Raw genomic sequence first — 15,847 nt, 5'->3', positions numbered from 1 at the left:
CGCCCGGGACTATCCGGCGGCGGAGCGGGAAACGGGGCGGCATGAGGTTGGCGGAGCTCAGCGCGGCCACGGGCGTCAGCCCGGCGAGCATCAAGTTCTATCTTCGCGCCGGCTTGCTCCCGCCGGGGGAGCGGATCAACCCCACCCGCGCGGAGTACGGGTCCGCCCACGCCGAGCGCCTGCGCCTGATCCAGGGGCTGCGCTCGCAGGTGGGGCTGGGCCTGGACGCCATCCGGCGGATCCTCGACGCCGCGGAGGGCGCGGACCGTCCGGGGCCACGGCGGCTTGCCCTGCTGGGAACCGTGCAGGCGGTCGTCCTGGGGCTCGACGGCGACCGCCCCCACCACGCGCCCGCCGTCGACGCGCTGATCGCGGACATGGGCTGGCCGGACGCGGAGAGCGATGCGCGCGCCGCGGTCGACGCCCAGATTAAGGCCATGGCCGGTGCCGGGCTCGCCGTGGATCCGGGCGTCCTGGCGGCCTACGGCCGGGCCGCCGATTCGATCGCGGACTTCCAGCTGACGGCCACCGAGTCCCGCGGAAGCCTCGACGAGACGATCCTGACCGCCGCGCTCGGGATGCACCTGCACAACCGGTTGGTCCTGAAGATCATCGCCCTCGCCCAGGCCAGCCAGTCGATCCGGCGGTACGCCGCGGGCGGCCCAGGCGCCGGGCCGCCCGCTACAGGTCGCTCACGATGACGACGTCGAGGCGGCGCGGCCCGTGCACACCCTCCACGCGTTCGAGCTCGATGTCGCTGGTGGCGCTCGGTCCCGAGATCCACGTCAGCGGGCTGGTGGGGTTCAGACGGGTCAAGGCCTCCGGCAGGATCTGCACGATCGACGACGCCGGCACAACACACACGTGCTGGTCCGGGATCAGGCTGATCGCGCGCCGTCCCTGGCCCGGGCCGCCGTCGAGCACGATGGTGCCCGATTCGGCGATGGAGGCGGTGCTCGAGGTCAGCACGGCGTCGGTCGCATCCAGGTCCGCCACGGTCAGCGGCGAGGCGGCGGCGTCCGCGTGCCGGCGCGGGTCGGCGGCCAGGTCCGGGTGGTCCAGCCACCCGGCATCGAGTCCCGGCGGCACCACGTAGCGTTGCGCGCCGGCGAGGAGCTCCGCCAAGGCGGCAGGCAGCTCAGCGGCCGCCACCGTCCGGACGCCCGCCTTGTAGTCGAGCAGCCGGTCGGTGTGCAGGGCGATCAGGGCCCCGGTGTCCAGGTCGCCGGACTGCCGGTGGGCCTGCGGGATCGGCGGGGCCTCCGGCCCGTCCCGCAGCGCCCCGCGCAGCCGGTCGAGGATCTCTTCGCGGGCGCTCATTTGCCCTGCTCCTTCGGGGTGTTCGGGGTGGTGCCGGACCCGGGACGGGCGGTGGTGCCGGCCTCGGGGTTCTTGTGGTCCGAGGCCCACCAGTCGCGGAAGGAGCGTGGCGGCGGGGCCGGGATGTCGCGACTGCTCGTCCAGCCGGCCGCGATCCCCGGCAGCCGCTTGATCCTCCTTCTCCGCCCCGCGGCGAGGCGACCCAGGGGAAGCGCCTTCTCCAGCAGCCCCAGATGCCTGCCGGAGGCGAAGGCCCACGAGGCCCCGCTCATCAGCAGATCCATCTGGTTGGGAACCCTGCGTTCCCGGTGCCGCGCCTCGACGTCCTGCGCCCGCAGCTCGACGAGGATTTCCGGGATGTTGATCTTCACCGGGCACGCGTCGTAGCACGCGCCGCACAGGGACGACGCGTAGGGAAGCGAGCCGTTCTCCTCGGACGTGATGCCGGTCAGCAGGGGGGAAAGGATCGCCCCAATGGGGCCCGGGTACGTGGACCCGTACGCGTGACCGCCCGTGCGTTCGTAGACCGGGCAGACGTTCATGCAGGCGCTGCAGCGGATGCAGTGCAGCGCGGCGCGGCCCATCTTGTCCGCCAGGGCCGCGCTCCGCCCGTTGTCCAGCATCACCAGGTGGACGTTCCGCGGCCCGTCGCCCTCGGTGGTGCCGGTCCACAGCGAGGTGTAGGGATTCATCCGCTCGCCCGTCGAGGACCGGGGGAGCAGCTGCATAAACACGCCCAGGTCGGACCAGGATGGCAGCAGCTTCTCGACGCCCATCACGGTGATCAGCGTCTCGGGGAGGGTGAGGCACATGCGCCCGTTGCCCTCGGATTCGACGACGCCGAGTGTGCCGGTCTCGGCGATGGCGAAGTTCGCGCCGGAGACGGCGACGCGCGCGGCGAGGAACTTCTGCCGCAGGTACGTCCGCGCGGCGCCGGCCAGCAGCGCCGGATCGTCCGTGAGCGCGGGGTCCACGCCGGGCATCTCGGCCAGGAAGATGTCCCGGACCTCCGTGCGGTTCTTGTGGATGGCGGGAACCAGGATGTGGCTCGGCTTGTCGTGGCCGAGCTGGACGATCAGCTCCGCGAGGTCGGTCTCGAGCGCGGTGATGCCCTCGGCCTCGAGGTGTTCGTTGAGCCCGATTTCCTGCGTGGCCATCGACTTGACCTTGACCACTTCCGTGGAGCCGGTGGCGCGGACCAGACCGGTGACGATCCGGTTGGCCTCGGCGGCGTCGCGCGCCCAGTGGATCGTGCCGCCCTGGGCGGTGAAGTTGGCCTCGAACTGCTCCAGCAGCTCGGGCAGCCGGGCCATCACCGCCTCCTTGGTGGCGGAGCCGGCGTCGCGCAACTGCTCCCAGTCCGGGAGCTCGCCCACCACCTTGAGCCGCTTGTCGCGGATGGTGTGGGTTGCGTGGCGGAGGTTGGCGCGCAGCTGCGGTTTGCCCAGCTCGCGGTGGGCGGCCGCCGGGAACGGCTCGTCCGCGTGCAGGTTGCCGGTGCCGTAATGGGGCATGGGAGGCATGCCCAGGAAGGTCCCGCTCATCGCCGCGCCACCGTCGGTTCCGCGCCGTGGTGGGCGACCGGCATCGGGTTCTCCGCCGTGCTGGCCAGGATGTCCGCAAGGTGCAGGGTGCCCGCCGCGCTGCCGGTGCGAGAGAGGCCGCCGGCGATGTGCAGCAGGCAGGAGGCGTCGCCGCCGCTGCAGACCGCGGCGCCCGTGGACTCGATGGCCGCGGCCTTGTCGGCGAGCATCGCCGAGGACACCTCGGCGTTCTTCAGCGAGAACGTTCCGCCGAATCCACAGCACTGGTCGGAGTCGGGTAGCTCGACGACGTCGATCCCGCCGACCGAGCGCAGCAGGTCCAGCTGCCGGTCCGCCAGGCGAAGCAGCCGCATCCCGTGGCAGGAGGGGTGGTACGTGACACGGTGCGGGAAGTGGGATCCGAGCTGGGCGGCGGCGTCGGTCACCCCCAGGACGTCGGTCAGCAGCTGGGAGAGCTCGTAGGTCCTTGCGCCCACAGCGCGGGCGTCCGCCTCCAGCACCGCGTCGCCGCAGCGCCTGGCCAGCATCGGGTGCTGGTGCCTGACCGACGCCACGCACGATCCGGATGGGGCGACGGCGACGTCGTAGTCCCCGTGCCCGAAGGCCTCCACATGGTTGCGCACCACGGGCAGCGCGCGGTCAAAATATCCGCTGTTCAGGTGCATCTGCCCGCAGCAGGCCTGCCCGGCGGGAAAGACCACCTCGTGGCCGAGGCGCTCCAGGATACTCACGGTGGCCCGGGCGGTGTCCGGGTACATGGCATCGACGATGCAGGTTGCGAAGAGTGCGATTCTCATGGGCGCCTTTCGGGGGAGCTGGGCCGCCGGCACGGCCCGGCCGTGTGGTCAGACCATACTAGGCGCGACCCGGCGCCGGCGTCCAGAGGGGTCCGTGCGTGCAAAAATGGGCGGGTGAGAGCCGAGACCGCCAAACCCGCCGCCCCGCGTGCCTACGAGGCGGTGCTCCGCAGCATCGAGGCGGAACTGCGCGCCGGCGTCCTCAAGCTGGGCGACCAGCTGCCGGGGGAGCGGGCGCTGGCCGAGAAGCACGGGCTGTCCCGCGCCTCGGTGCGCGACGCCATCCGCATCCTGGACGTGCTTGGCGTGGTGCGGACCTCGACGGGATCCGGCCCGAACGCCGGCGCCGTCATCGTCTCCCAACCCGCCGCGGGACTGGCGGCGGCCCTTCGGCTGCACGTCGCCACGCGGCAACTCACCGTCGCCGAGATTGTCCAGACCCGCATCCTGCTGGAAACGGGGGCCGCCGAGGCCGCAGCCGTCGATCCGGCCGACGAGGCGACGCGGCTCAAGCTCGACGAAGCCGCGGAGCTCCTGGAGCGCATGGACGATCCCGCCCTGGGCCGCCCGGACTTCCACGCGCTCGACGCCAGGTTCCACGTGCTCCTCTCCTCGCTTTCCGGCAACGCGGTGATCGAGGCGATGATGGAGTCCCTTCGCCTCTCCATCAGCGACTACGTGGCCGAATCCATCCGCAGCGACGAGGCGTGGGAGCCGGTCGCGGCGGCGCTGCGCGCGCAGCACCACGGCATCCTCGCCGCCGTGTCCGCCGGGGAGGGCGGGCGGGCCGCCCGGCTGTTGCGCGAACACATCGAATGGTTCTACGCCGAGACGAACCAGGCAGGGCCGAACCACACAGAGTCGAACCAGGCAGGGCCGACGCCGGAGCCCCGGCACTAGGGAGCGGCGCCGCGCGTCCGGAGGCGACGGTCCCCGGGCGAGGCGCCGGTTCCCACCCGCGCCCTGCCTTGTTCAAGCGCCCAAAGTGACCGCGTAACAATTGGACGGTCGCCACTACCGCAGGCGCGTGGTTGCCGTCACCATTGACGCTGGCATTTCCCCTCCTATTGAAACGAGTCTTGTGGCTTCCCACCCAGAACTCAAGAAAACACTCAAGCCCCGGCACCTTTCCATGATCGCTATCGCCGGCGTGATCGGGGCGGGGCTGTTCGTCGGTTCGGGCGCCGCCATCCAGAAGGCCGGCCCCGGCATCCTGCTGGCGTACGCCGCGGCGGGCGTTGTGGTGGTCCTGGTGATGCGGATGCTCGGAGAGATGGCCGCCGCCAACCCGGAGACCGGGTCCTTCTCCGCCTACGCCGACAAGGCGCTCGGCCGCTGGGCCGGATTCAGCATCGGCTGGCTGTACGCCTGGTTCTGGATCATCGTCCTCGGGATCGAGGCCACGGCCGGCGCGGCCATCATGCACCGCTGGGTCCCCGGCGTCGAGCAATGGACGTGGGCGCTGATCCTGATGGTGGCGCTTACCGCCACCAACGTGTGGAGCGTGAAGTCCTACGGCGAGTTCGAGTTCTGGTTCGCCTCCATCAAGGTCACCGCGATCATCCTGTTCCTGATCGCCGGCGCGGCCGCCATCGCGGGCCTGGTTCCCGGCATCGAGGCGCCGGGACTGTCCAACCTGACGGGCCACGGCGGGTTTATGCCCAACGGCGGCGAGGCCGTCCTGGCCGGCATCCTGGTGGTGGTGTTCTCCTTCTTCGGCGCCGAGATCGCGACGATCGCGGCCGGCGAATCCACCGACCCGGTGCGCGCCGTCCGCAAGGCTGTGAGCTCCACCGTTTGGCGCATCCTCATCTTCTACATCGGCTCCATGGCGATCGTGGTGACCCTGCTCCCCTGGGACGACGCCTCCGTCGCGAAGAGTCCCTACGTGGCCGTGATCGAGCGGTTCGGCATCCCCGGCGCCGGCACGATCATGGACATCGTGGTGCTGACGTCCGTATTGTCCTGCCTGAACTCGGGCCTGTACACGGCGAGCCGCATGATCTTCTCGCTGTCCGTCCGCGGCGACGCCCCCGCCCCGTGGGCCCGCATCTCCAAGCGCGGTGTCCCGCTGTCCGCGGTCCTGGCGTCCACGGTCGTCGGCTTTATCACCGTTGGCCTGAACTACATCTGGCCGGACACGGTCTTCCTGTTCCTCGTGAACACGTCCGGCGCGATCGCCCTGTTCGTCTGGCTGGTCATCGCGTGCTCGCAGCTGGTGCTGCGCCGCCGCGCCGACATCGCCGGAACGGAGCTTCCCATCCGGATGTGGCTGTTCCCGTACCTGACGTGGGCGTCGATCGTCGCGATCGTCGGGCTGATCATCGGCATGGTCTTCGTCGAGAGCACGCGCGAATCCCTGTTCCTGTCGGTCGGGCTCGCGGCCGTCGTCGTCGGGATCGGCGTGTTCCGCTACCGCGGCCGGCTCGCGCCGGTGGGCCCGCACCCGCACACGACGTCGGAGGACCTGGCCGAGGCAGTGGAAGAGGACGCCGAGGTCCACGGCCACGGCGCGTAGCCACACCCCACGGGCACAACAAGCGGGGAGGGTCCGGCCGCGGCCGGACCCTCCCCGCTTGTTGTGCCGGCTACCTCGCGGGAACGGCCTGCAGCAGGATGGCGTCGAAGAAGTCCGCCAGCTCCCGGTGCGCGTCCAGCGGCAGCACGTTGGCGACGTACTGGTCCGGGCGGACCACCACCACGGCGCCGCGGCGGCGGTCGATGCCGCGCGCCTCGAAGATGTCCGTGGACTTCGGATCCGGGGCGAAGGCCTTCTCGTAGTCGATCAGGCCGAAGGGCGCCTTGCGCGGCAGGAGGAACTCCGGAAGGTCGGCGACGGAGACCTCGCGGTGCGGCGTCTGCAGCACGGCGCGCACGTCGAAGACCGCGTCCAGGTCCGCGCCCTCCGGGGTGAACCGACGCACGGGGGAGTCCTCGCCGTCGTCCAGGAACTCGATGAAGCGGGCGAAATCGGAGTTCCGCGCGGGCGCGGCCGCGTCCGCGAAGACGTAGATCCGCCAGCGCCCGTCCGCCCGCGCCGTGTGCCCGAGTCCCAGGGGCTTCGCGTCGGCGAGCCGAACGACGGGCGCGGAGTGGAAGCGCTCGCCCACGGGGAAGCCGGGGGCCAGGTGCTCATGCGCGTCCCCGCCGGTGATCATGGACGGCTGGTAGTCGGTGCCGAACCCGGCCGTGAACCGCCCGCCCTCCGTGAAGATCCGCTGGCGCTCGGCGGCGTCCATGCCGCCCGCCTCCGGGTTGACCGGGTCCTTGGGCTTCGCCGCCATCGCCGTGGACCAGGTGGTGTCGAAGTCGATGAGCTCCTGTGCGATCACCTGGCGCTCCTCGGAGTACGTGTCCAGGAGCGCGGCGGGGCTGCGGCCCTCGAGCACGGCGGCCAGCTTCCAGCCCAGGTTGAAGCCGTCCTGCATGGAGACGTTCATGCCCTGTCCGGCCTTGGCGCTGTGCGTGTGGCAGGCGTCGCCGGTGATAAAGACGCGCGGTCCGCGGATGCCGCGCTCGGCGGGCCGGACGTCGTCGAAGCGGTCGGCCACGCGCTGGCCCACCTCGTACACTGACCACCACGCGATGTCCTTCACATCCAGCGTGTACGGGTGGAGGATCCGCTGCGCGGCCTCGATGATCGAGTGCTGGGTGAAGCGGCCGCGGGCCTCGCGGTCCGCCGGGTCGAGGTCGCCGAGGTCCACGTACAGGCGGACCAGGTAGCCGCCCTCGCGCGGGATCAGCAGGATGCTGCCGCCGGACGCGGACTGGATCGCGGACTTCAGGCGAATGTCCGGGAAGTCCGTGACGGCGAGGATGTCCATGACGCCCCAGGCGTGGTTCTGCGCGTCGCCGCGCAGCTCGATGCCGAGGGACTTGCGCACGGCGCTGCGGGCGCCGTCGCAGCCCACCGCGTACTTGGCGCGGACGGTGACTTCGCCGCCGTCGGAGACGCGGCGCAGCGTGGCCCTGACCGGGTGGTCGCCGGTCGGCTCGACCTCGACGCTCACGGCCTCGAACCCGTAGTCCGGCTCGAGGCGGCTGGGCGACGTGCGCATCTTCTCCAGCAGGTAGTCCTGCATGCGGGCCTGGTTGACGATGACGTGGGGGTACTCGGAGAGTCCCTCCTCGACGTCCTGGATGCGGCCAGTCCGCACGATCCCCTCGCCCTCCGGGCCCCAGAAGGCGGTCTCGTTGACCCAGTAGGCCTCGCGGGTGAGCTTTTCCGCCAGCCCGAACGCGTTGAACATCTCCACCGTGCGGCAGGCGACGCCGTCGGCCTGCCCCTTGGCCATGGGGCCCTCGCGGCGCTCCACCACAAGGGTGTCGATCCCGGGGAACTCGGCGAGCTGGGCGGCCAGGACGACGCCGGCGGGACCGGTGCCGACGACGAGCACGTCGACTTCCCGTGGCAGCTCGCCGGTATGCTCCCTGCGGCCCGGGGCGGCCGGCAGGTCCTCCGGGTCGCCGGGGCGGTATCCGTCTACGTAGAACTGCATGGTGCTCCTGGGGATCGTCGGGCCGCTACGCGGGGACGCGGCCGGTGAATTCTCTGGACCACACCCTAGTGACAGCGGTCACCCGCGAGCCAAGCAATTCTGCAGGACAGAACCTACGCGGCCGGCGCGAAGGGCCGAGGTCCAGGACGGCGGCGCGGCGTGGGCGGCGTTCGCCGCTGGCTCGCTCGGGGGGTGGTGGGTCGACGCCGCCGTGGGGCATTCTGTGCACCAGAAGTTGTGTACCCGAAGCTGTGCCCCGAGGCTGCCGGAGGCACGGTCGCGGGGCGGACCCCGGCACTCCTCGGCCGGATTCCCAAGGCCTGTTTCCCTCGACCGGCGACCGCCGGCGGGGCTATCTTTGAGGCGGAGTCCATGATGGCCGAGACAGATGCCCTGCTGAGGACGGCGCGGGCGGCATACGCCCGCGGCGATTGGCTCACGGCCAACCACGACCTGGCACGCGCCCGGATGCGGGGCGAGCTGGCGACCGAGGACCTGGACCTTCTCGGCAGCGCCTCCTGGTGGGTGGGCGACGTGCGCGAGTCCCTGGCGATCTCCGAGGACGTGTTCCACCGCTTCGAGGACGGGGGCGATCTGCGGCGGGCGGCGATGAAGGCCCTGAACCTGGGTCTGCTCTGGTTCATCCGCGGTGATCTGGTCATAGCCTCCGGATGGGCCAACCGTGCCCGGCGCATCCTCAAGGACCTCCCGGAGTCCGCCGAGCACGGGTACCTGCTCTACCTCGACGCGTCGATCGAGCTGGACTTCAACGACCTGCGGCCCACCCGGCTGTCCGCGAACCGGTTGCACGAGCTGGGCCGGACGCTGCGCGCGCCGCAGATGACGTCGCTTGGCCTGGTCCTGTCCGGCCTGGCGGACGCCCGCGAGGGCGACGCGGCGGCCGGCTTCGCCCAGCTGGACGAGGCCATGCTGCCCGTCCTGGCGGGGCAGATGCCGCCGGAGTGGGCCGGGGACATCTACTGCACGGTCATCCACGCCTGCCACGCGCTGGCCGACCTTCCCCGCATGCGCGCGTGGACGCAGGCCACCGAGCAGTGGTGCCGGCAGTTCCATGGGGAGGTCGTCTACTCCGGCATCTGCCGCATCCACCGTCTGCAGCTGTTGTGCGTCGAGGGCAGCTGGGAGCAGGCGGAGGGGGACATCGAGCGGAGCGGATCCGAGCTCATCGGCAGGAACAACTGGGTGGCGGGGGAGGCGTTCTACCAGCTGGGCGAGATCCGCCGGCTGCGCGGCGAACTGCCCGCCGCACGGGCCGCGTACGACCAGGCGAGGCAGCTGGGCACCGAACCCCAGCCCGGCGAAGCCCTGCTCCAACAGGCGGAGGGCAAACGGCACGACGCGTGGTCCGGGCTCTGTTCGGCGCTCGCCGGGCGCGACCGGCTTGCGGCCGCCGGGCTGCTGGGGACCGCCGTCGAGCTGGCGCTCTCGCTGGGCCTCTACGACGAGGCCGAACAGCTGTGCGCGGAGCTGGAGACCACCGCAGCCGCGTACGGCACCGCTGGCTTCCGGGCGTGGGCCGGGCACGCGCGGGCGGCCCTGCTGTTGGCGCGGTCCGGGCACACGGAGGCCGTCACGGTCCTTCGGGACGCGGGGGCCGCCTACCGGACCTTGGGCGACCGCTACGGAACGGCCAAGACCCACGAGCTCCTGGCCCGGGCCCACGAGGGGCTGGGCGAGCGCGGCGCCGCTTCGGCCGAGGCCGCCAAGGCGCTGGCCATCTACCGCGGCCTCGGGGCCCTTCCGGATGTCCAACGGCTCGACGGCGCCCCGTTGCCCGGCGGGCTAACTTCGCGGGAGGCCGATGTCCTGGGGCTGATCGCCGCCGGCGCCACGAACCGGGCCACCGCCGAGGCGCTCTTCATCAGTGAGAAGACGGTGGGCCGGCACCTGGCCAACATCTTCGTGAAAATCGGGGTCTCCTCCCGGACCGCGGCCGCGGCCTGGGCGCACGAGCGCGGGCTGCGCTCCGGTCGGCGCCCCGAGCGCACGCCGTAGGGCCGCGCAACCGCCCCGCCCCCCAGCAACCGCCCCGCCCCACGCGCGCGCCCCCTGCATCAAACGCCCCATCCCGCCCGCCGCAAAATGGGGCGTCCGCCCGATTCGCTGCGGGCGCCCGCTTCCTACCGTTGATGGTGAACGAACCGGCCGAAGCGGAAGGAACAGCGGCAATGGAGATCGACCTGGCGGTCCTGGCGGGCAGCGTCTCGACCATGGTCTTCGCCGGCAGCGTGATGCCCATGTTGGTCAAGGCCGTGCGGACGCGCGACCTGGCCTCCTACAGCCTGGGCAACCTGCTGCTCGCCAACATCGGCAACCTCGTTCACGCCGTGTACGTCTACAGCCTGCCCGCCGGGCCCATCTGGGCACTGCACGGCTTCTACCTCATCACCACAGGCTTCATGTTGGCCATGTACGTGCGCCACGGGAGAGCCGCCCACTCCGAAGGACTGAACCATGACGACCGAACTGGCATCCAACAAGCAGTCATCCACCGGCCTGGAGAGCTCCGGCCTGCTGTCGGGCAATCCCGACTTTGACGCGGACGCGGCCGCGGCGTTTGCAGACCGCTACGTGGGCATCCTCAACCAGGCCGCGATCGCCCTGCTCACCAGCGTCGGTCACCAGACCGGCCTCTTCGAGAACCTCGCGGTGCTGCCCGGCTCCACCAGCCGGGAACTCGCCGACGCGGGAGGCCTGGACGAGCGGTACGTCAGGGAATGGCTCGGCGGGATGGTGGCGGCCGGCGTCGTGCTTTACGACCCGGACCGCCGCACCCACACGCTGCCGGCGGAGCACGCCGCAGTGCTGACCAAGGCGGCCGGAGCGAACAACATGGCGCTGCTGATGCAGCACATCTCGATGATGGGCGAGGTGGAGCAGAGGATCATCGAGCGGTTCCGGCGCGGGGGCGGACTGCCCTACTCGGACTACCCGCTTTTCCACAGGAACATGGCGGAGACCAGCGCCGCCGTGAACGATGCCGCGCTGATCGACGGGATACTGCCGCTGGTGGCAGGACTGCCCGAGCGGCTGGCGGCGGGCATCGACGTCTGCGACGTCGGCTGCGGCGCAGGGCACGCCGTCAACCTGATGGCCCGGACCTACCCGGCCAGCCGGTTCACCGGATACGACTTTTCCGGGTCCGCCATTGCCGAGGCGCGAGCGGAGGCGGAACGGATGGGACTGTCCAACGCGCGGTTCGAGGTGTTCGACGTCGCCCGGCTGGACGCGGCAGGGGCGTACGACGCCGTCACCGCCTTCGACGCGATCCACGACCAGGCGCACCCCGCTCGGGTGCTGGAGAACGTCCACCGGGCCCTGCGGCCCGGGGGTGCCTTCCTGATGGTGGACATCAAGGCGTCCAGCAGCGTGGAGGAGAACATCGGCCTTGCGTGGGGAAGCTACCTCTACGCGATCTCGATGTTCCACTGCATGAGCGTCTCGCTGGCCCTGGGCGGTGACGGCCTGGGAACCGTATGGGGCGGGCAGTTGGCGCTGCGGATGCTCGCCGAGGCGGGCTTCGGCAACGTCGAGGTGCGCGACGTGGAATCGGACCCCTTCAACGCGTACTACATCGCCCGGAAGTAGCGGATCGCGCCGGGGTCGGCCGGCAGCGCCGATGGCGGGCCGCACGCGACGTGCGCCCCGCCATCGTCCTGCGGGTTAGCGCTGGTTCTTGCGCGGCTTCGAGAAGAGCGTGTCGCTGGACTCGGCCTTGGCGCGCTTTTCCGCGCGCTTCTCGAGGATGGACTTGCCCGACTTCTTGGCGTCCGAACTTCGGGGGGACTTTCCTGACAACTTGATCACCCCTTTCAGGTGCGTCCGTCAAGACTATCTCCTTTTAGGCTTTTAAAGAACTCGATAAATAAAAAAAGATTATCTTTTTAACTATAAAAATGTCTTTAAATATAGAAAAAGTTACCGGTGAGGGGTCGGCCTCGCGCAGCGGGCGCTCGCCGTGCCTTGTGTGACGCGCGCGCGTCACCTTCGGCCCCCGCGTGCGTATCCCGGCGTCACATGACGAATTGCTCGGCAATGTTGCGGGGGCGGCTCGCGGACCCTCCGGCCCTCGGCCATCATGGTTCCAGCCCCTCCGCTGGTGCTCGGCCGCTGGCCGTGGAGGGGGCGCACCCGCGCCGCCGGTGGATTTAGAGCCCTAAGCCACGCCATCCAGAGCAGCCGAGAGACCTGCCTCAACGACGCTGCAGCTTCCCCCGGACATTCCTTCCGGAAAGGTGCTAATGGCAGGACCGATGGAAAGGAACGAGCCATGACGATCGATCGCATTCACACCAGCCACGCGGGGTCGCTGCCGCGCACCCCCGAACTCATCGCGGCCAACGCGGCGCGCACGTTCGGCGAGGACGGCTTCACGCTGGCGCGGACGCCCGAGTTCGAGGGGCTGCTCACCGACGCGGTGGTGGACCTGGTCCGGCGCCAGAAGGACCTCGGCATCACCATCCCCGGCGACGGAGAGTACGGCAAGGCCATGTCCAACGCCGTCGACTACGGCGCGTGGTGGACGTACAGCTTCCAGCGCACGGCGGGCCTGGAGCTGACGGAGTTCAACCCCATCCTGTCTGCCGCGGTGCGCAGCGAGCCGGGGAACATCAGGCTGACCTCGTTCGCGGACCGGCGCGACTGGACCCGGTTCGCCGAGGCCTACCAGGATCCGGAGAGCGGGATCCAGATCGGCAAGAACGCGACGGCGTTCCCGTCCGCGACAGGGCCGATCTCCTACTCCGGGCACCAGGCCCTGGCCAGCGACATCGCGAACCTGAAGGCCGGTCTGGCCGCGGCCGACGTGTCCACCGGCTTCATCACCGCGCTTTCGCCCGGGTCCGCCAGCCGGATCGGCAACGACCACTACGCCACGGAGGAGGAGTTCATCTACGCGTGGGCCGACGTGTTGCGCGAGGAGTACCGCGCGATCGTCGACGCGGGCCTGATCGTGCAGATCGACGATCCCTCCATCGCGGAGAACTGGGACCAGATCAATCCGGCCCCCACCGTCGAGGACTACCAGCGCTTCACGCGGATCCGGGTCGACGCGCTGAACTACGCACTGCGCGGCCTGCCCGAGGAGCAGGTCCGGTTCCACGTGTGTTGGGGTTCGTGGCACGGCCCGCACACCACCGACATCGAGTTCCGCAACATCGTGGACCTGGTGCTGGGAATCAACGCGGGCGCCTACTCCTTCGAGGCCGGCAACGTCCGCCACGAGCACGAATGGACCGTGTGGCAGGACACCGCGCTTCCCGCCGGAAAGGTCCTGGTCCCCGGCGTCGTCTCCCACGCGACGAACGTCGTCGAACACCCGGAACTGGTGGCGCAGCGCATCGAGCGCTTCGCGGGACTGGTCGGCCGCGAAAACGTCGTCGCGTCCACGGACTGCGGCCTCGGGGGGCGCATCCACCCGCAGATCGCCGCGGCGAAGCTGGAGTCGCTGGGGCGCGGCGCGCAGATCGCCACGAACCGGCTCTTCTCCCGCTCGGGGGCAAGCGTCTAGTTGGGCCACCGCCGGCGAGGCGGCCCCGTCCCCTCGGGGGGGTGGCGCCGCCTCGCCGCCGCGGTGCGGGCGCCTAGCTCCGCGCCCGCCCAGCGGACCCGAGCTGCACCGCGGCCTCGACCACGCGCGCGGCCATGGCGGCCTCGGCGGGCTTGCCCCAACTCCGGGGGTCGTAGTGCTTTTTGTCGCCCACCTCGCCGTCGACCTTCAGCACGGAGTCGTAGTTGCGGAGCATGTGCCCGGCGATGGACCGCGTGAACGCGTATTGGGTGTCGGTGTCGATGTTCATTTTCACCGTGCCGTGCGCGACGGCCTCGGCGATCTCTTCCGGGCTGGAGCCCGAGCCGCCGTGGAAGACCAGGTTGAACGGCTTGTCCTTGCCGGTTTCAGAGCCGATCGTGGACTGGATGTCGCCCAGAAGCCCCGGGCGCAGGTGCACCCCGCCCGGCTTGTAGACGCCATGGACGTTGCCGAAGGTCAGCGCGGTCAGGTATTCGCCGTCCTCTCCCGCGCCGAGACGGTCGATGGTCGCCCGGGCGTCCCCGACCGTGGTGTACATTTTTTCGTCCATGGCGCCCGTGATGCCGTCCTCCTCCCCGCCGACGACCCCCACCTCGATCTCCAGGATCGTCTTGGCCGCCCTGGACAGCTCGAGGAGTTCCGCGGCGACGTCCAGATTGTGCTCCAGCGGCACGGCCGAGCCGTCCCACATGTGCGACTGAACCAGCGGATCCAGGCCGCGGCGCACCCTGTCGGTGGAGTGGGCCAGCAGTGGGCGGACCCAATCGTCCAGGTTTTCCTCCGGGCAGTGGTCCGTGTGGAGCGCGACCGTGACCGGATACTTGGCGGCAACCTCGTGCGCGTAGGCGGCCAGCGCGAGCGTGCCGGCGACCCGATCCCGGACTCGGCGGCCGGAGAGGTAGAGTGCGGTCCCCAACGAGATTTGGATGATCCCGTCGCTCTCCGCCTCGGCGAAACCATCGAGTGCCGCGTTCAGCGTCTGCGACGACGTCACGTTGATGGCGGGCAGGGCATACCCGTCGGCTTTGGCGCCGCGGATCAGGGCTGAGTACTGGTCGGGTGACGCGATCGGCATGGCTGGCTCCTACGTTGCGCTGACGGTGGTCGTGGTGTTGCACCCGCACGAATCGCGGTGTTTGAAAAAGGGCTTGATGCTCTCGGAGACGAACGGGGCATCGGCTCCGGACACCCTCTCCAGGAGTGTCCGGATGGCCCGCGACCCCATCGTCTCGATGTCCTGCGCCATGGTGGTCAGCCGGGGTTCGAACGAGTCGGCCCACTCGAAATCGTCGAAGCCGACCAGCGCCACGTCCCGGGGAACCTTGAGCGCGCGCTCCCTGAGGGCCTGCATAACGCCGATGGTCATGGCGTTGTTGAGGCTGACGATGGCGGTGGGGGGCCGCGGGGACTGCAGCATGCGCCGCGCCGCGTCGTAGGCGCCGCGGACGGTGGACTGGCCGGACTCGACGAGCGCGGACGACGGGTCGAGGCCACCGTCCCGCAAGGCGCTGTGGAAGCCCTCGGTGCGCTCGCGCGTGGTGCTCAGCCCCTCGACGCCGGTGATGGCACCGATGCGCCGGTGTCCCAGATCAATCACGTGCCGCGTCAGTTCGCGGACCGGCTCGTGGTTCTCGGGGGCGAACTGGTCGCAGGGGTAGTCCACGAAGCGGTCGATCATCACCAGCGGGGTGTGCGAGGCCCGGATGATGGACAGGACGCGGCTCTCGGCGCCGTCCCCGGCGGCGGGCGCCAGCAGCAGTCCGTCGATCTGTCGGTCCAGAAGCGAGCCGACGGCGCCGAGCTCGCGCTCCGGATCGTCGTGCGTGTCGGCGAGGACGATCGTGTAGCCCGCCGCTGTGGCGGCCTTCTCGATCGTGTTCACCAGGCTCCCGAAGTACGGATTGCTGAGGACGGAGATGGCAAGACCCAGCGTCTGCGTGCGCTGGGTGGCGAGCGAACGGGCCAGGCCGTTGCGCCGGTAGCCGGTCTCCCGGATCGCGTCGTCCACCCGCCGCCGGACGTCGTCGCTGACGGGGCGCGTGCCGTTCAGGACGTGGGAAACCGTGGAGCCCGAGACCCCGGCCAGGCGCGCGACGTCGATCATGGTGGTCATGGAAACCTCCTTCGGCAACGCTG

Annotated in this window: 14 protein-coding genes; 7 read left to right on the top strand and 7 right to left on the bottom strand. The window is 70.4% G+C overall.

What is annotated here, in order from left to right:
- The first annotated feature begins 41 nt into the window (after nt 1-41).
- Nucleotides 42-701 carry a MerR family transcriptional regulator gene (locus tag AC3ZJJ_RS13110; protein ID WP_489892254.1) on the top strand — a complete coding sequence of 220 codons (660 nt, stop codon included), beginning with the start codon at nt 42-44 and terminating at the stop codon, nt 699-701.
- Here AC3ZJJ_RS13110 and AC3ZJJ_RS13105 read toward each other — a convergent pair.
- From AC3ZJJ_RS13105 to AC3ZJJ_RS13095, 3 genes are read right to left on the bottom strand one after another with little or no spacing between them, the layout of a single operon-like run.
- On the bottom strand, nt 682-1,320 hold the full coding sequence (locus AC3ZJJ_RS13105) for a LutC/YkgG family protein (protein ID WP_489892253.1): 639 nt from the start codon (nt 1,318-1,320) through the stop codon (nt 682-684). The two genes, AC3ZJJ_RS13110 and AC3ZJJ_RS13105, sit on opposite strands and share 20 nt — an antisense overlap.
- Nucleotides 1,317-2,864: a lactate utilization protein B gene (locus AC3ZJJ_RS13100; RefSeq protein ID WP_489892252.1), complete on the bottom strand. Its 1,548-nt coding sequence runs from the start codon at nt 2,862-2,864 to the stop codon at nt 1,317-1,319. The genes AC3ZJJ_RS13105 and AC3ZJJ_RS13100 overlap by 4 nt, the downstream gene beginning before the upstream one ends.
- Nucleotides 2,861-3,661, bottom strand: a complete 801-nt coding sequence (locus AC3ZJJ_RS13095; RefSeq protein ID WP_489892251.1) for a (Fe-S)-binding protein — start codon at nt 3,659-3,661, stop codon at nt 2,861-2,863. Before AC3ZJJ_RS13095 ends, AC3ZJJ_RS13100 begins: the two co-directional genes overlap by 4 nt.
- A gap of 114 nt (nt 3,662-3,775) precedes the next feature.
- Between AC3ZJJ_RS13095 and AC3ZJJ_RS13090 the strand changes: the two genes are divergently transcribed.
- Both AC3ZJJ_RS13090 and AC3ZJJ_RS13085 read left to right on the top strand, forming a co-directional pair.
- A complete protein-coding gene (locus tag AC3ZJJ_RS13090) occupies nt 3,776-4,561 on the top strand; it encodes a FadR/GntR family transcriptional regulator (protein ID WP_489892250.1) in 786 nt (261 codons plus the stop codon).
- Nucleotides 4,562-4,793: 232 nt separating this feature from the next.
- Nucleotides 4,794-6,179, top strand: coding sequence for an amino acid permease (locus tag AC3ZJJ_RS13085; protein ID WP_489895845.1), 1,386 nt, complete (start codon nt 4,794-4,796; stop codon nt 6,177-6,179).
- Between the two features lie 70 nt (nt 6,180-6,249).
- Here the strand turns inward: AC3ZJJ_RS13085 and AC3ZJJ_RS13080 are convergent, their stop codons facing one another.
- Nucleotides 6,250-8,160, bottom strand: a complete 1,911-nt coding sequence (locus AC3ZJJ_RS13080) for an FAD-dependent monooxygenase (protein WP_489892249.1) — start codon at nt 8,158-8,160, stop codon at nt 6,250-6,252.
- A 375-nt stretch (nt 8,161-8,535) separates the two neighbouring features.
- On the opposite strand from AC3ZJJ_RS13080, the gene AC3ZJJ_RS13075 reads away from it, so the two are divergent.
- The 3 genes from AC3ZJJ_RS13075 (at nt 8,536) to AC3ZJJ_RS13065 (ending at nt 11,769) form a co-directional block, all read left to right on the top strand.
- Nucleotides 8,536-10,176 (top strand): LuxR C-terminal-related transcriptional regulator, encoded by a 1,641-nt coding sequence (locus AC3ZJJ_RS13075; RefSeq protein WP_489892248.1) that lies wholly within the window; start codon nt 8,536-8,538, stop codon nt 10,174-10,176.
- 173 nt (nt 10,177-10,349) lie between these two features.
- Nucleotides 10,350-10,718: a hypothetical protein gene (locus AC3ZJJ_RS13070; RefSeq protein ID WP_489892247.1), complete on the top strand. Its 369-nt coding sequence runs from the start codon at nt 10,350-10,352 to the stop codon at nt 10,716-10,718.
- Nucleotides 10,636-11,769, top strand: coding sequence for a class I SAM-dependent methyltransferase (locus AC3ZJJ_RS13065; protein ID WP_489892246.1), 1,134 nt, complete (start codon nt 10,636-10,638; stop codon nt 11,767-11,769). The genes AC3ZJJ_RS13070 and AC3ZJJ_RS13065 overlap by 83 nt, the downstream gene beginning before the upstream one ends.
- Nucleotides 11,770-11,844: 75 nt before the next feature.
- Here AC3ZJJ_RS13065 and AC3ZJJ_RS13060 read toward each other — a convergent pair whose 3' ends face one another.
- On the bottom strand, nt 11,845-11,979 hold the full coding sequence (locus tag AC3ZJJ_RS13060; RefSeq protein ID WP_489895907.1) for a hypothetical protein: 135 nt from the start codon (nt 11,977-11,979) through the stop codon (nt 11,845-11,847).
- 472 nt (nt 11,980-12,451) lie between these two features.
- Here AC3ZJJ_RS13060 and AC3ZJJ_RS13055 point away from each other — a divergent pair, with 472 nt between their 5' ends.
- Entirely contained in the window at nt 12,452-13,690 is a 1,239-nt protein-coding gene (locus AC3ZJJ_RS13055) for a cobalamin-independent methionine synthase II family protein (protein WP_489892245.1), read from the top strand.
- A gap of 73 nt (nt 13,691-13,763) precedes the next feature.
- Here AC3ZJJ_RS13055 and fbaA read toward each other — a convergent pair whose 3' ends face one another.
- A complete protein-coding gene (gene fbaA / locus AC3ZJJ_RS13050) occupies nt 13,764-14,786 on the bottom strand; it encodes a class II fructose-bisphosphate aldolase (RefSeq protein WP_489892244.1) in 1,023 nt (340 codons plus the stop codon).
- A gap of 9 nt (nt 14,787-14,795) precedes the next feature.
- Nucleotides 14,796-15,824, bottom strand: coding sequence for a LacI family DNA-binding transcriptional regulator (locus AC3ZJJ_RS13045; protein ID WP_489892243.1), 1,029 nt, complete (start codon nt 15,822-15,824; stop codon nt 14,796-14,798).
- Between the last annotated feature and the right edge of the window lie 23 nt (nt 15,825-15,847).

This window comes from Arthrobacter sp. AOP29-A2-19, from assembly GCF_058138025.1.
The sequence above is the reverse complement of the archived record's forward strand: the minus strand, read 5'-3'. Positions and strand labels throughout refer to the sequence as shown.

What these genes read in the sequence shown, in the direction of transcription:
- AC3ZJJ_RS13105 (WP_489892253.1), bottom strand. Translation starts at nt 1,320, where the DNA reads ATGAGCGCCCGCGAAGAGATCCTCGACCGGCTGCGCGGGGCGCTGCGG.
- AC3ZJJ_RS13100 (WP_489892252.1), bottom strand. Translation starts at nt 2,864, where the DNA reads ATGAGCGGGACCTTCCTGGGCATGCCTCCCATGCCCCATTACGGCACC.
- AC3ZJJ_RS13045 (WP_489892243.1), bottom strand. Translation starts at nt 15,824, where the DNA reads ATGACCACCATGATCGACGTCGCGCGCCTGGCCGGGGTCTCGGGCTCC.
- AC3ZJJ_RS13070 (WP_489892247.1), top strand. Translation starts at nt 10,350, where the DNA reads ATGGAGATCGACCTGGCGGTCCTGGCGGGCAGCGTCTCGACCATGGTC.
- AC3ZJJ_RS13110 (WP_489892254.1), top strand. Translation starts at nt 42, where the DNA reads ATGAGGTTGGCGGAGCTCAGCGCGGCCACGGGCGTCAGCCCGGCGAGC.
- AC3ZJJ_RS13095 (WP_489892251.1), bottom strand. Translation starts at nt 3,661, where the DNA reads ATGAGAATCGCACTCTTCGCAACCTGCATCGTCGATGCCATGTACCCG.
- AC3ZJJ_RS13065 (WP_489892246.1), top strand. Translation starts at nt 10,636, where the DNA reads ATGACGACCGAACTGGCATCCAACAAGCAGTCATCCACCGGCCTGGAG.
- AC3ZJJ_RS13080 (WP_489892249.1), bottom strand. Translation starts at nt 8,160, where the DNA reads ATGCAGTTCTACGTAGACGGATACCGCCCCGGCGACCCGGAGGACCTG.
- AC3ZJJ_RS13085 (WP_489895845.1), top strand. Translation starts at nt 4,794, where the DNA reads ATGATCGCTATCGCCGGCGTGATCGGGGCGGGGCTGTTCGTCGGTTCG.
- AC3ZJJ_RS13075 (WP_489892248.1), top strand. Translation starts at nt 8,536, where the DNA reads ATGGCCGAGACAGATGCCCTGCTGAGGACGGCGCGGGCGGCATACGCC.
- AC3ZJJ_RS13055 (WP_489892245.1), top strand. Translation starts at nt 12,452, where the DNA reads ATGACGATCGATCGCATTCACACCAGCCACGCGGGGTCGCTGCCGCGC.
- fbaA (WP_489892244.1), bottom strand. Translation starts at nt 14,786, where the DNA reads ATGCCGATCGCGTCACCCGACCAGTACTCAGCCCTGATCCGCGGCGCC.